11 protein-coding genes and 1 CRISPR repeat array are annotated in these 14727 nt (G+C 44.1%); of the genes, 3 read left to right on the forward strand and 8 right to left on the reverse strand.

What is annotated here, in order from left to right; genetic code table 11:
• Positions 1-26: 26 nt before the first annotated feature.
• Entirely contained in the window at positions 27-833 is an 807-nt protein-coding gene (locus ADA42_RS09515) for a 3-hydroxybutyrate dehydrogenase (RefSeq protein ID WP_268843461.1), read from the forward strand.
• A 41-nt stretch (positions 834-874) separates the two neighbouring features.
• Here the strand turns inward: ADA42_RS09515 and ADA42_RS09520 are convergent, their stop codons facing one another.
• From ADA42_RS09520 to ADA42_RS09545, 7 genes are all read right to left on the reverse strand, one after another.
• A complete protein-coding gene (locus ADA42_RS09520) occupies positions 875-1945 on the reverse strand; it encodes a dipeptidase (protein WP_004948504.1) in 1071 nt (356 codons plus the stop codon).
• On the reverse strand, positions 1942-3099 hold the full coding sequence (gene pqqE, locus ADA42_RS09525; RefSeq protein WP_004948502.1) for a pyrroloquinoline quinone biosynthesis protein PqqE: 1158 nt from the start codon (positions 3097-3099) through the stop codon (positions 1942-1944). The genes ADA42_RS09520 and pqqE overlap by 4 nt, the downstream gene beginning before the upstream one ends.
• Complete coding sequence (gene pqqD / locus ADA42_RS09530; protein WP_004948497.1) at positions 3096-3371, reverse strand: pyrroloquinoline quinone biosynthesis peptide chaperone PqqD; 276 nt, start codon at positions 3369-3371, stop codon at positions 3096-3098. Before pqqD ends, pqqE begins: the two co-directional genes overlap by 4 nt.
• Positions 3368-4123 (reverse strand): pyrroloquinoline-quinone synthase PqqC, encoded by a 756-nt coding sequence (gene pqqC, locus ADA42_RS09535; protein WP_004948493.1) that lies wholly within the window; start codon positions 4121-4123, stop codon positions 3368-3370. Before pqqC ends, pqqD begins: the two co-directional genes overlap by 4 nt.
• Before the next feature lies 1 nt (position 4124).
• Complete coding sequence (gene pqqB, locus ADA42_RS09540) at positions 4125-5039, reverse strand: pyrroloquinoline quinone biosynthesis protein PqqB (protein ID WP_004948490.1); 915 nt, start codon at positions 5037-5039, stop codon at positions 4125-4127.
• 72 nt (positions 5040-5111) lie between these two features.
• A complete protein-coding gene (gene pqqA, locus ADA42_RS18975; protein ID WP_011182532.1) occupies positions 5112-5183 on the reverse strand; it encodes a pyrroloquinoline quinone precursor peptide PqqA in 72 nt (23 codons plus the stop codon).
• A 237-nt stretch (positions 5184-5420) separates the two neighbouring features.
• Entirely contained in the window at positions 5421-7037 is a 1617-nt protein-coding gene (locus ADA42_RS09545) for a purine-cytosine permease family protein (protein WP_004948487.1), read from the reverse strand.
• Positions 7038-7226: 189 nt separating this feature from the next.
• Here ADA42_RS09545 and ADA42_RS09550 point away from each other — a divergent pair, with 189 nt between their 5' ends.
• Together ADA42_RS09550 and ADA42_RS09555 are read left to right on the forward strand one after the other, a co-directional pair.
• On the forward strand, positions 7227-10685 hold the full coding sequence (locus tag ADA42_RS09550; RefSeq protein ID WP_048764894.1) for an ATP-binding protein: 3459 nt from the start codon (positions 7227-7229) through the stop codon (positions 10683-10685).
• The gene (locus ADA42_RS09555) at positions 10682-11644 is read left to right on the forward strand and encodes a response regulator transcription factor (RefSeq protein WP_048764896.1); all 963 of its coding nucleotides are present in this window, start codon (positions 10682-10684) and stop codon (positions 11642-11644) included. The genes ADA42_RS09550 and ADA42_RS09555 overlap by 4 nt, the downstream gene beginning before the upstream one ends.
• Positions 11645-11662: 18 nt before the next feature.
• A CRISPR array of direct repeats spans positions 11663-13671; the repeat unit is 28 nt; unit sequence TTTCTAAATCATCTATGCGATGACGAAC.
• A gap of 97 nt (positions 13672-13768) precedes the next feature.
• Here the strand turns inward: ADA42_RS09555 and cas1f are convergent.
• Positions 13769-14722: a type I-F CRISPR-associated endonuclease Cas1f gene (cas1f, locus tag ADA42_RS09560; RefSeq protein WP_004948476.1), complete on the reverse strand. Its 954-nt coding sequence runs from the start codon at positions 14720-14722 to the stop codon at positions 13769-13771.
• Positions 14723-14727: the final 5 nt, after the last annotated feature.

Genomic DNA, 14727 nt, shown 5'->3' on the forward strand with positions numbered 1-14727 from the left:
GTTATGCGTTGTACACCACTTACCGCATGAAAAATAGGAGAGCGCAAGTGACTCAACAACTCGAAGCAAAAGTTGCGTTTATTACAGGTTCTGCCAGTGGTATAGGGCTGGAAATTGCCAAAAAATTTGCCCAAGAAGGCGCAAAAGTCGTTATATCAGATGTCAATGTACAAAAGTGTGATGAGGCTGTGCAACAGCTTAAAAATGAAGGATTTGAAGCACTGGCTGCACCTTGTGACGTTACCGACGAAGCCGCATTCCAAGCTGCGCTGCAACAGACCAAAAGCGAGTTTGGAACCATTGATATTTTGATTAACAATGCTGGCTTTCAGCATGTTGCGGCCATTGAAGACTTCCCAACCGATGTGTTTCAAAAGCTGGTTGGGGTCATGCTGACGGGTGCTTTTATCGGAATCAAGCATGTTTTCCCGATCATGAAAGCGCAGCAATCGGGGCGCATTATCAATATGGCGTCTATTAATGGTGTGATTGGTTTTGCAGGTAAAGCGGGCTATAACAGTGCCAAACACGGAGTGATCGGACTGACAAAAGTCGCTGCGCTGGAAGCTGCCAAAGAGGGTATTACGGTAAATGCTTTATGCCCGGGCTATGTCGACACGCCACTGGTGCGAGGGCAAATTGCCGATCTGGCCAAAAACCGAAATGTAAGTGAATCCACTGCACTTGAAGATGTGATTTTGGCAATGGTGCCGCAAAAGCGCTTACTGTCTGTTGAAGAAATTGCCAATTACGCGATTTTCCTGTGTAGCGATAAAGCCGCAGGCGTGACGGGTCAGGCGGTGCTCATTGATGGTGGTTACACTGCACAATAATCACTTGCAATAAAAAAAGACGGTACTTGTACCGTCTTTTTTTATTGCGTTGATTTTAATTGTGAATTGCCACCATGCCAGACGCGATCGAGAGCATTAAGCCAGTTATCTAAACATAATTTATGTTGCAGTTCCTTTGAGTAACTACGCGTCTCGAAGGCCTGTTGTAAGGCAGTCAAGCCCCTAACATCTTGAAGCTGATCCGAAATAAATCCGCCATCGAAATCTGAACCTAAAGCCACATGGTCTTCGCCCAGATGCTGCATCAAATACTCGATATGATCCAGAATGATATCTAACGATGTTGCCTTGTTACGCTGTCCGTCAGATCGTAAAAAAGCCGTATCAAAATTTACACCCACACAGCCGCGGCTTGTTTTGATTGCATTAAGCTGATGGTCGGTCAGATTACGTGCTTGCGCACAAAGCTGATGTGCATTGGAATGCGTGGCAATCAGGGGTAACTGACTCAGCTTGGCGGTATCCCAAAAGGCTTGTTCGTTCATGTGCGATACGTCAATCAGGATTCGGCGTTCTGAGCAGTACTGAATCAGTGCTTGGCCGAGTTCGGTCAAGCCTGCGCCTGTATCGGGCGAATGTGGAAAGTTGGCCTGCAAACCATGCCCAAACTGATTGGGCGTGTTCCAGAGTGGCCCAAGGCTTCTTAAGCCACGCGCATAGAAGTAATTCAGCCGTTCGAAGTTGGCATCTAAAACATCAGCGCCTTCCATATGAATCACGACTGCCAATTGATTCTGCTCTAAGGCATTACGAATAGCAGGCACATCACCACAAATCTGAATTTGCCCTGAAGAGCGCGAGGCAAGCTGTTCAATGTAGCTCAGCTGTGTCTCTATAATGTCACTGATCTCTGTTGCATCAAAAGCCGTTTGCTGCGTATGTTTGAGCTTATCAGGATGATGCTTTTGTACGTAATCGAAAGGTGGTACAAACAGTGCAAACAGCCCACCTGCAAAAGGGCTGGCCTGACAGCGTTTAAGATCGAGATGTCCGGGTAATCCAGTCTCTAAAAATGCAGCAACAGGATCTGGCGCATTACTGAGCCACATACGGGCCAGTACATCGTTATGCCCATCAAATACCTTCATCATGGTGTATCCGATAGATTAACTGTTTTAAAAAACAGTTTAGAGTTTCTGCTGTTGCGTAATACCAAATCTTGGGTGGTTGGTTGCTGCTCATCGGCATCTGCACGAGCGGCCTCGATCTGATGATGCTCAGGTGATTTACTACATACGGGATCGGTGGCATACATGTTTTGTGTCATCATGTAGGCCTGACAGCGGCATCCACCCAAATCCTTTTCTTTGTCTGGGCATGAACGACATGGTTCTTGCATCCAGTCAGTGCCCCGAAAGGCATTAAAGGCGAAGGCTTCGTTCCAAATCGTTTTGAGGGACTGATCGGCAACATTGGGAAAGTCTAAAGGCAGATCTTTGGCGCTCTGACAGGGCAGTACCGTTCCGTCAGGGCTGACGGTAATAAAAATTTGTCCCCAGCCGCCAATACACTTTTTAGGACGCGTTTGATGAAAGTCGGGAGCAACCAGCATCAACTTGGTTTTTAAGCCCTGTTGATCGATCTGCGCTCGGTAGGCCTTTACTCTGGATTGTACATAAGCAATTTGTGTAGAAGTCGGCAAAAGAGCGGCCTGATTCAGTTTGGCCCAACCATAAAACTGGCAAGTGGCCAGTTCAACATAATCGGCACCCAGTTCAAGGCTCAATTCAATCATCTGATCGATCTGCTCGATATTAAAGCGATGAATCACGAAGTTGAGCACCATCGGATAACGATGCTTTTTCACCGCACGGGCAATTTGCTGCTTTTGTTCGAAGGCTTTACGTGACCCAGACAGCAGTTCACTCAGCACTGGATCACTGGCCTGAAAACTGATCTGGATATGATCCAGACCTGCCTCGCTAAATGCTGCAATTTTGTCTTCAGTCAACCCGATTCCTGACGTAATCAGGTTGGTATAAAAGCCCAACCGATGGGCATGCTGAATCAGCTCGGGTAAATCTGGCCGCAGTAAAGGCTCTCCACCAGAAAATCCAAGTTGTACACTGCCCAAGGCGCGTGCCTGATCAAAAACCTGTTTCCATTGTGCTGTGCTCAGTTCATTTTTTACTGCGGCGTAGTCCAATGGATTAGAACAATAGGCACATTGTAATGGACAACGATACGTCAGCTCGGCCAGCAACCACAATGGCGGCTTGATCTGCGGCACTACCGGAATATTCATGACAGATCAATCCACTGCCGCGATTCAGCCTGCTGTAAAAAGTCGATCACATCCTGATCGAGACCATCGGCATCTGGAAACTGTGCCTGCAAAAGCTGAATAATCTCCGTAACGCGACGTGAACCATCAATCTGCTTTAAAATCAGGGTGGCTGTATCATTTAAACGCACCAGACCTTCGGGATACAAGATCACATAACTTTGCTGTGCTTCTTCCCACTGAAAACGATAGCCTCGATTAAACACAGGGGTATGGTTGCTGATATCCTTCATGTTAATGATCCTTTTTGGTGCCATGCGATATCTTGAGTGACCGTATGATACGGCGCACGATGCAGTACATAGGCCATGGTCATGCCATCGAGCAGTGTCCATAAGATATCGAGCTTAAACTGTAAAATATTGAGCATACGCTGCTGACGCTCAATCGTCGTGCAATACTCAAGTGCCAGTGCCAGACCATGTTCAACATCACGATTGGCCTGACCCAAACGGCTTCTGAAATAAGCATAGCCTTCAGCATCAATCCAAGGATAATGATTTGGCCATGTATCTAGCCGTGACTGGTGAATCGCCGGTGCAAACATCTCGGTGAGCGAGCTACAGGCCGCTTCTTGCCAGCACGCACGGCGGGCAAAATTGACATAGGCATCCACTGCAAAGCGTACACTTGGCAACACCATTTTTTCAGACAAAATTGTGTCGCGGTCAAGGCCGACTGCTTCACCTAACCTTAACCATGCTTCAATACCGCCATGATCACCGTGCTGTCCATCATGATCCAAAATGCGCTGCACCCACTTTCGACGCGTTGCAGGGTCGGGGCAGTTGGCCATAATGGCGGCATCTTTTAGCGGGATATTGACCTGATAATAAAAACGGTTGGCCACCCAGCCCTGAATTTGTTCTTTAGTGGCTTCACCTTGATTCATCATGATGTGATACGGATGATGAATATGATAGTAGCAGCCCTTATCACGCAGTGCCTGCTCAAACTCGGTTGGGCTTAAAAGTGATGCAGCCATATTAAACCTCAATCAGCATGCCGTCATAACTCACTTCGATCTCAAGCTGTTTGAGCGTTGCGTGTTCGACAGACTGTTCATTTAAAATTGGATTGGTGTTGTTGATGTGGATCAGCACTTTGCGCTGTTGCGGAAATTGCGCCAGCAAATGAATCAAGCCGCGCTCTTCTTGCAAGGCCAGATGACCCATATCCTGACCGGTATTGTGACCAACACCGAGTAAGGCCAGCTCTTGATCTTTCCATAGCGTACCATCAACCAGCAAACAGTTTGAGCGCTGCATGTAGCTTAAAATTTGCTCATCCATTTGCCCAAGACCGGGCGCATAAAACAGCGAATGTCCAGTGCGGGTATCTTCGATCCAAAGCGCAATATTATGACCTGGTAGCGGTCGGTGACGATATGGCGAGTAGGGCGGTGCATTGCTTAAAATAGGCACTGGGGTAAAGCGAATAGACGGGCATACAGCCACCTGAAATGGAGTCTGGATATCAATTGGATGATGTACCAATCCGCCATTCCAATGCTTGAGCATATTAAAAATTGGAAATCCGGTGCTGAGATCTTCGTGTACTTCAGGCGTAGCCCAGACCTGATGCGGACAGCCCTCTCTTAAATTGAGCAAACCTGTGGTGTGATCAATTTGGCTGTCGGTCAAAATAATCGAACCGATCGAGGTACCGCGGCGAACCGATGCTGGCGCCTGCAATTCGGGATTGTGGGCAATTTGCTGTGCAATATCGGGTGATGCATTGCACAAGATCCAGTCTGTACCGTTATCGCTAATGGCAATAGAAGACTGGGTGCGCGCACGTGCCTGAAGCGTTCCCTGTTTAAGACCAAGACAGTTTTCACAGTTACAGTTCCATTGTGGAAAACCGCCACCCGCGGCAGAACCTAAGATTTTTATCAGCATGAATGTTTAAAAATTGATAAGTTAAAATGAAAAACATCCACAAGGTTGTGGATGTTTCGACGCGCAATCAAATTACTCGACAGCAGCATACATTGTGATTTCAAAACCTAGACGAATGTCTTCAAAAGCTGGTTTGGTCCACATAGCAAAATCTCCATTTTAGAAATCATCTCGAACGCAGAAGCATATATTATTTTTATTTAACAAAAGCTATTTTTTGACATAAAACACATAAATTTTGTGCGCTCATCGTATCAACTGCTGCAGTTTTACTTAATAACTTACATTCGCCATACAAACAAAATCCTATTTAAAGTAATTGAAATAGTAAATGGGCGGTTTAATTTTTTAACCGCCCGAAACTTTTTTACACCACGAGATTTATTTATCTAGCGTTTTACACAGTGAACAAATAGTGCCGTGATGCTTGTGAGAGAACAGTACATCTGGGCGTTCATATGGCTGATCACACACGATGCACTCATAAATGGTTGCCACAGGCGTACCTTCGGCATCGAAACGAGGCTCTTGAATGCCGTCGTGCGCTTGCTTGATGTAGTATTTGCCTTTGGTCAAAATGCCCATCAATGGCGTCATTACAAACGCAACCACCAGCGCGATGATGGGTGAGTAAGCAGCCAAAAAGCTGCCAAATAATCCAAAGAATGCAGCAATTGATAGTCCTGCTGCGGCCAAAAATGCCACCAAACCCACAGGATTAATATTGTGCAGCATATCGCGGCGATATTCTGGCTCTTTTGGAGAAAGCTTTAAGAGATATTTATTGATAGAAATATCGGTTGCAACCACCACCACCCAAGCGATGGCAAAGTTAGAATAAAAGCCCAGAATTTTGCCCAGCACTGCAAACATGTTGCCTTCCATTAGTGCCAGAGCAATGACCAGATTAACCATCACAAACATGATACGACCCGGATAATGTTTGGTCACGCGCGTATAGGCACTGGTCCATGCCAATGAGCCTGAGTAAGCATTGGTCACATTAATCTTGATTTGTGAGATCACCACTAAAATCACGGCCAGAGAGAGTGCCAACCAGCCCGGCAGCATGTCATGAAATGCGGCATTAAACTGTTGTACAGGTTCTGTCGAGTTAATGCCGGGTACTTTGGTCAGTAAGTAAAAACCTAAAAATGCCCCGATAATTTGTTTAATCGCACCCAAGATCACCCAGCCCGGACCCGCCGAAATCACGGCTGCCCACCATTGTTTGCTGTTTTGTTTGGTTTTGGCAGGCATAAAGCGTAAGTAATCAATCTGCTCACCGATTTGCATAATCAACGACAAACATACACCGGCACCCAGCATAATCGCGGCCATGTCCATCGGTGCGAAGCCTTCTGCACCGGTGTAATTGGCAAATTGACCCACCAGATTAGGCTCTTTGTGAATCAGATATGCCACAGGGCCAATCATCAGAATCAGCCAGATCGGTGTCGTCCAGACCTGTAAGGTACTTAGGGCTTTCATGCCATAAATCACCAGTGGAATCACCATCACCGTAGAGATGAGATAACCCAGCCATAACGGAATACCTAAGCCAAGCAACAGCCCTTGTGCCATGATCGAGCCTTCAAGGGCAAAGAAAATAAAGGTAAAGCTGGCAAAAATGATACTGGTCAGCACTGAACCAATATAGCCAAAACCGGCACCGCGGGTGATCAGATCCAGATCAATGTTATAGCGTGCAGCGTAATAGGCCAGTGGAATACCGGTTAAAAAGATAATCAGCGCTGCAAATAAAATTGAAAAAACGGCGTTGGTGGTGCCATAGGCCATACCAATACTGGCACCAATTGAAAAGTCGGCCAGATAGGCAATGCCGCCCAATGCTGTAATGGCCACCACCTTAGGGCTCCAGCGGCGAAAACTGTGCGGTGCATAGCGCAGTGTGTAATCTTCGAGGGTTTCATTCACGGCTTTACGTGAATCGGCGTCGTCGACGGTACCAATAGTTGAATGCTCGGATGCGCGCATAAGCTGGATCTCCCCACAGAACGAATAACGGCAATATTGGATTGCTTGATGTAAAGGAGTCTGTCGGGTTAGGGCAAAATTGGAAATACGTTATTTTGCGTATACGTGCGCATGCAATAAGCATAGCAATCTGCGTCAAGATTTGGCAAAGTGACCATATAGCCTAAGTTTGCCCAGCCATTGCTCGCCATGTCAAATTCTTCAAAAACTCCGCACGCACCACAACGTGTGATTAAAACACGTCGTGACTATAATCTTTGGGTGGCCGACCAGAGTATCGAAGATTTTGCGCTGCGCTATGCACCAGCGTCGGTACGCAAATGGTCGCCGTGGACAGTCACCAATACTGCCATCTCGACGGTCAGTTTTCTGGCCATGGAAGCCATTGGTGCCACCATGCTGTGGCAATACGGTTTTAGCAATGCCATTTGGGCGGCGATTGTGGTGTGTCTGATCATTTTTATGACCAGTTGGCCGATCAGTTACTATGCAGCGAAATATAATGTCGATGTCGATTTACTCACGCGAGGCGCAGGCTTTGGTTATATCGGCTCGACCATCACTTCACTGATTTACGCCAGCTTTACCTTTATTTTACTGGCATTTGAAGCAGCCATTATGGCGATGGCGCTTGAGCTGGCACTGAATATTCCGTTGAGTATTGGCTATTTAATTTCTGCACTGGTCATTTTACCTTTGGTGGTGAAAGGCATAGGGTTTATCAATAAAGTACAAGCCTATACTCAGCCGTTATGGCTGATCTTGTTGGTGCTACCGTGGATCGTGGTGCTTTGGAAACAGCCACATTTGCTCAGTGACAGCATTCATTTTGCCGGTGCAGTATCGGCCTCAAGCGATTTTAACCTGTATTATTTTGGCGCTGCCTGCACGCTGATTTTCGTATTTGTGATTCAGATTGGCGAACAAGCCGACTACTTGCGCTTTTTGCCACAACAGCAACAAGCAAAGCGTTCGTGGCATCTTGCAGTATTTTTGGGTGGCCCATCATGGATTTTGGCGGGTTTTCTTAAAGTTTGCATGGGGATGTTGCTCATGCTGTTGGCTTATCAATTACTGGTTCCGATTGCTGAATTAGATAACCCGACCTACCTCTACTGGATGGCTTATCAGCAGTTTATTCCATCGCCGCAAATCGCCTTGTTACTCACGCTGTTACTGGTTTGTCTGGCGCAAATCAAGATCAATGTCACCAATGCCTATGCGGGATCGCTGGCGTGGTCAAACTTTTTTGCGCGTTTAACACATAGTCATCCCGGCCGAATTGTGTGGTTGATTTTTAATGTGCTGATTGCAGTGGTACTCATGGAGATGGGAATTATCCATGCGGTCGAGCGAATTTTAGGGCTATATAGCAATCTGGCGCTGGCATGGATTGGCGCCGTGGTGGCAGATCTTATGATTTGCAAACCGCTTGGACTAAGTCCCAAAGGGATTGAGTTTCGACGTGCTTACTTGTACGACATCAATCCCGTAGGCGTAGGTGCGTTGGTGATTGCATCATGTGTCTCAATGCTATGTTATTTGGGAGTGTTTGGCCTTACGGCAAAAGGCTTGGCCAGTTTTATTGCACTCGGTACGTCTATGCTCTGTGTGCCGCTCATTGCATTACTTACCCGTGGCAAATACTACCTTGCTCGCCCACCTGAACAGATTGCCTCAACTCCTGTAGCCACTTGCGTGGTGTGTGAGCGTGATTATGAAGTAGCCGATATGGCAGTGTGTCCAGCTTATCAGCACTCAATTTGCTCACTCTGCTGCTCACTCGAAGCACGCTGTCATGATTTATGTAAGCCGCATGCCCGCTGGACAGTACAGCTTAAAACATGGATCGAGCGATATTTGCCTAAAGCATGGTCACAGCGGTTAAATACTCGCCTGAGCCAATATTTACTGTTAATGCTCTCGCTCGGGCTTATTTTAGCGGTGTGTTTAAGCTTGGTGTATTTACAAGAAAAAACCTATTTGGAAGCAGTCAACGAGCAAGCTATCCAGCAATTATTTACTTTATTTTTAAAAATCTACACCATTTTATTTCTACTGATCAGTGTTGCGGCGTGGTGGTTGGTGCTTAATGATCAAAGCCGCCGTAAAGCTGAGCAGGAGACGCATCAGCAAACCCGTTTGCTCATAGAAGAAATCGCAGCGCATGAGCAAACCTCACAGCATCTTTACGATGCCCGTATTCAGGCCGAGCGTGCCAATGAAGCCAAAAGTCGTTATGTGGTGGGCATTAGCCACGAACTCAGAACGCCACTCAACAGTATTTTAGGTTACAGCCAGTTATTACAAAAACAGGAGCAGCTTTCGCCACAAGGCCAGACGGCACTGGGTGTGATTAGTCGGAGTGGTCAGCATCTGACCTCACTCATCGATGGTTTACTGGATTTATCGCGCATCGAAACCGGTAAGATCAGTCTGAATATGGTCGATGTACATTTTCCTCATTTTATCGAACAAATGATTCAGATGTTTCAGCCGCAAATCGAGCAGAAACGGCTACATTTTATTTGTGAGGTGAGTGAGCATTTACCGGAATATGTCCGAACTGACAAAAAAAGACTGGAACAAATTTTAATCAATTTGCTGGGGAATGCGCTTAAATTTACCACCAAAGGCGAAATCCATTTGAAACTGGAATATCGTTTTCAAACGGCCTATTTTGAAATTCGAGACACCGGATGCGGTATTGCAACGCAAGATATTGAGCGGATTTTTAACCCATTCGAGCGTGGCAGTAATGTGGTGCAGGGCGGGTTTACCGGAACCGGGCTTGGACTACCGATTGTGAAATTACTGGTCGATTTGCTCGGTGGCCAGCTCTCGGTAACAAGTGAGCTGAATCAGGGCTCATGTTTCAAGGTTAAATTGTACTTGCCTTCTAAGGCACTGGTACATCCTATTTCAAATGTACAATCGAATCAGATCACGGGCTATATCGGTGAACAAAAACGGATTTTAGTGGTCGATAATGAAGCCGTCGATCGAGGTTTGGTGGCGAATTTTTTACGCCCACTTGGTTTTATTATTCAGGAAGCAGAATCTGGTATCGATTGTTTAAGACAGGTACCAGTGTTTCAGCCCGATCTTATTTTAATGGATTTAAATATGCCCATGATGGGTGGCTGGGAAACGGCACATTTACTACGTCAAAATAATATTACCAACGTCCCGATCTTGATTATATCGGCCAATGTGAATGAGCGTGAGGGTAATCCGCAAGATGCCGTATTAAGTGAAGACTTTATGCTAAAACCGATCGATCTGAATTTACTTTTAAATAAAATTGGCGATAAATTGGGGCTTACATGGATTGATCAGTCTACAGCTTCAACCACACAAGCTTCCCTAGCAGCGCAAAGATCAGAACCGATTTCTGCTCAGCCATCTAAGACCACAGCGATGGTTAATGAGCCTCAACCTACTCATACACAGTCAATGACATTTGATCAGGCTTTGAATCATCTAGAGCAACTGATTGGGCAGGGCTATATACGCGGCATTCAGCGCGCCGTGCAACAGTATCAACATGATTTTCCAGAATATAACGAACTATGGGGACAACTGAATCAATCTGTGCAAAAATTTGACTTAAAACACGCCCGCCAATTACTTCAGGACGCACGATGAGTCAGGACATTGCTTCGATTTCTCCATTTCGCCCGCACGATCAGGCGGTGATTTTAATTGTGGATGATGTGCCTGAAAATCTGGGATTATTGCATGAAAGTTTAGATCAGGCGGGTTATCAGGTATTGGTCACCACAGATGGTTTAAGTGCCATTGAAATTGCGCACCGCTGTCAGCCAGATATGATTTTGCTCGATGGCAATATGCCACATATGGATGGTTTTGAAAGTTGCTTACAGCTCAAAGCCAGCCCAATTACGCAGTTTATTCCCGTCATTTTTATGACCGGATTGTCTGAAACTGAACATATTGTCCGTGGCTTTCAAGTGGGTGGCGTCGACTATGTCACCAAACCACTCAATATTGAAGAAGTTCTGGCGCGGGTAAAAACACATCTGGCGCATGCGCAGCTTTTACGTCAGCAAAAGCAGGTAATTGATGCCACTGAAGTCGCGATTTTGGCACTCGATCAGCTCGGGAAAATTGCATGGGCCACAGAAAAAGCCAATATTTTGCTGAACCAATATTTGCAAGATCGTGAACGCTTTGAAACTGGTTTAACGCAGTGGTTTGCCGAAATTAAACGCGATAAAGACAATAAAAAGAAAATGAGTTGCACCTATTCTAGTGCATCGCATCAACTGCAACTTATTTTACTTACGCCATGGCACGATCAACCTGTGGGTCACGCCACTTATCTGGTACAAATTAAAATGTCTGCTCCGGCTTTGGGCGTTGAGGAGATTTTAAAATATTGCCCGCAACTGACCCAGCGAGAGGCGGAAGTTTCGCATTGGCTGGCACTGGGTAAAACCAATAAAGATATTGCAGAGATATTAGAGCTCAGCCCAAGAACTGTAAATAAGCATCTTGAACATATTTTTGAAAAACTCTGTGTGGAAAACCGTACAGCAGCGGTGGCTTATATGAATAGTTTGGTGCAAGAAAATACGATGTGAGGAGGAGTATTTTTAGCCTTTCTAAATCATCTATGCGATGACGAACAACAAGAATTGCCATTTCCTGTGATTCGCTTATTTCTAAATCATCTACGCGATGACAAACATCAGATCGCTCTCGATGCTGGATGCTGGCTTTTTCTAAATCATCTATGCGATGACGAACAAAAAAGCCTACATTGAACAACGTAGGCTTTATTTCTAAATCATCTATGCGATGACAAACAATCGATAAACCTTGAAGCAATTCCATCTGGATTTCTAAATCATCTATGCGATGACGAACTTCGGCGCGTGGTGTGAAACTGTGCGCATGAATTTCTAAATCATCTATGCGATGACGAACAGAAGACTAGGAGCAGATGACAGTTATGTCATTTTCTAAATCATCTATGCGATGACGAACATGATGCGCGTATTAAGTACACAGTGCCTGAATTTCTAAATCATCTATGCGATGACGAACGACACATGCAAAATTAAAACTGTGTACGGCATTTTCTAAATCATCTATGCGATGACGAACTAAATCATGAGCAATTTGCAACCGTTTTTAGATTTCTAAATCATCTATGCGATGACGAACCAAAGTCCAAGCTGCTCAAAACGAACGAAGGTTTTCTAAATCATCTATGCGATGACGAACAGGTCGTCAATCACCTCAATTTTGGACATTAATTTCTAAATCATCTATGCGATGACGAACCTCTAACACCACAAGAAGCAGTGAATGCCCTTTTTCTAAATCATCTATGCGATGACGAACATACCCTTTGCCACTTGGGTAGATAATGTTGATTTCTAAATCATCTATGCGATGACGAACTCATTTCATCTTCTGACTTCTTGTTTTTATAAGTTTCTAAATCATCTATGCGATGACGAACAAAGAATTATCAGACTTAGTTAAGGATATTCATTTCTAAATCATCTATGCGATGACGAACAGGCAACTTATAAATTAATTGATAATAAGATATTTCTAAATCATCTATGCGATGACGAATATGGCTGGCGATTGCGTCAGCTCAAAATTGACTTTCTAAATCATCTATGCGATGACGAACATCAAATTTCTATTAATGCCCCTATTTTTGCATTTCTAAATCATCTATGCGATGACGAACAACATCCGTTTTTTCACCATCGAGTTTATGTATTTCTAAATCATCTATGCGATGACGAACTTGAAAAAGGCATTTCGTTTATTGCTGGTTATTTTCTAAATCATCTATGCGATGACGAACATAAACTATTTTGGGCAATTGCATTTCTGTTATTTCTAAATCATCTATGCGATGACGAACGATCGCACATCTGCACTCGAGTCAGCTTCATGTTTCTAAATCATCTATGCGATGACGAACTTGTGCCGATTCAGGTGGTTGGACAGGAACTTTTTCTAAATCATCTATGCGATGACGAACCTAACATATCATTATCCGAATCAGGTTCCGACTTTCTAAATCATCTATGCGATGACTAACAGAAAGAGAAATAATAGGATTAATTTTTTCATTTTCTAAATCATCTATGCGATGACTAACGTGCTGTGGGAATTTCAACATCTGGTCAACAGTTTCTAAATCATCTATGCGATGACGAACAATCAAATACTACGACAAATAATCAGATTTCTTTTCTAAATCATCTATGCGATGACGAACAACTTCATATTTGGGATCATTTAGTCTTTTAATTTCTAAATCATCTATGCGATGACGAACACTCTTATAGGCTTGCTTCATGGTCCATTTCTTTTCTAAATCATCTATGCGATGACGAACATATTGTGACCAATCGTATAAATTAAGTTCTCTTTCTAAATCATCTATGCGATGACGAACGGCGTCAATACGAAAAAAGACTGAATACGATGTTTCTAAATCATCTATGCGATGACGAACCTGTACACAACGAGCTGAAAGTCCTCATGTTCTTTCTAAATCATCTATGCGATGACGAACGTAATCGGTGATGACTGGTGTGCATTCGGTATTTTCTAAATCATCTATGCGATGACGAACTAGAGTTAAGTCAAAACAAAACCCTTAATATCAATTATATAAGCTTTTAATGAGTAAAAATACTTCGTTATGAACCACTTGACTTAATTGTATGATTTTATTTGATTTTACTACAAATGTCTGTAATGAAGCTAAACATGTAATCTAGAAGATCTTGGTCTTGGCATATTTCTATAAGTTGCATTCGGAATTCTTTTTGATTTAATCCTTTTGATGCGCATATAAAAGCAGTTGGCATCACAAAAGCATCTTTCACTAAGTCGGCAAGATCAAATACTAAACCTCCGCGGCGTTTTTTACCATGCAAGATAGGTAATGCAAAACTAATTCCCATACCATTTAAAGCAACTGCCGCATAGCCATAGGCAATATAATTTCCGTGATCTAAGTAGTTATTCGCGATATCGGTAAGAGTATCGTGTGAGTTTTTGCCTTCATCTCGTTTAAAATCAATATTAAATCCTTTGGCCAATTCTTTATACAGTGCTTTGGCCCAACGTCCTTCGGCTGCCAGTAATTCTTGTTGATTTTCGGATCGATCAATATCTTGTTTAAACGTATTTAAAGCGTTGTCATCAATATAAATACCGTGCTGAATCAAATCTAAATTCTTCTTCCATGATTGTGAAACGAGCACAATACGTTCAAGTAATAAAATTTTAGCCATAAGCAAGCGTGCATTGTCATCTAACCATGCCTTCATCCAAATTTGCATATATTCAGTGGGTCGGTATTCGCTTTGAGGTGCTAAAAATGTTAAATCTAATGATGAAAATAAAGGGGAACCACCAGAGCCACAAAACCCAACCATCACATTAGATTCTGCTAAACGTCTGGCAGCCGCATCTGTTAATGAACTACCTTTGCCAAGGAGTAAAAAGGCAGTGTTTTTCTCTGGAATATTATAAAAATATTCCACAGGCTGAGAGTTATCCGTCAAGTAAACAATTCGATCATCTTTTAAAACGACACGAACTTTTTCCAGATAAAATACGCAAGCGCGCTTTGATAGCATTACTGGGCGGCTGCGTTCTTGACGGAGTTGACTCATACTAT

The organism is Acinetobacter sp. 243_ASPC (assembly GCF_001054715.1).
GTDB classification, from domain to species: domain Bacteria; phylum Pseudomonadota; class Gammaproteobacteria; order Pseudomonadales; family Moraxellaceae; genus Acinetobacter; species Acinetobacter soli.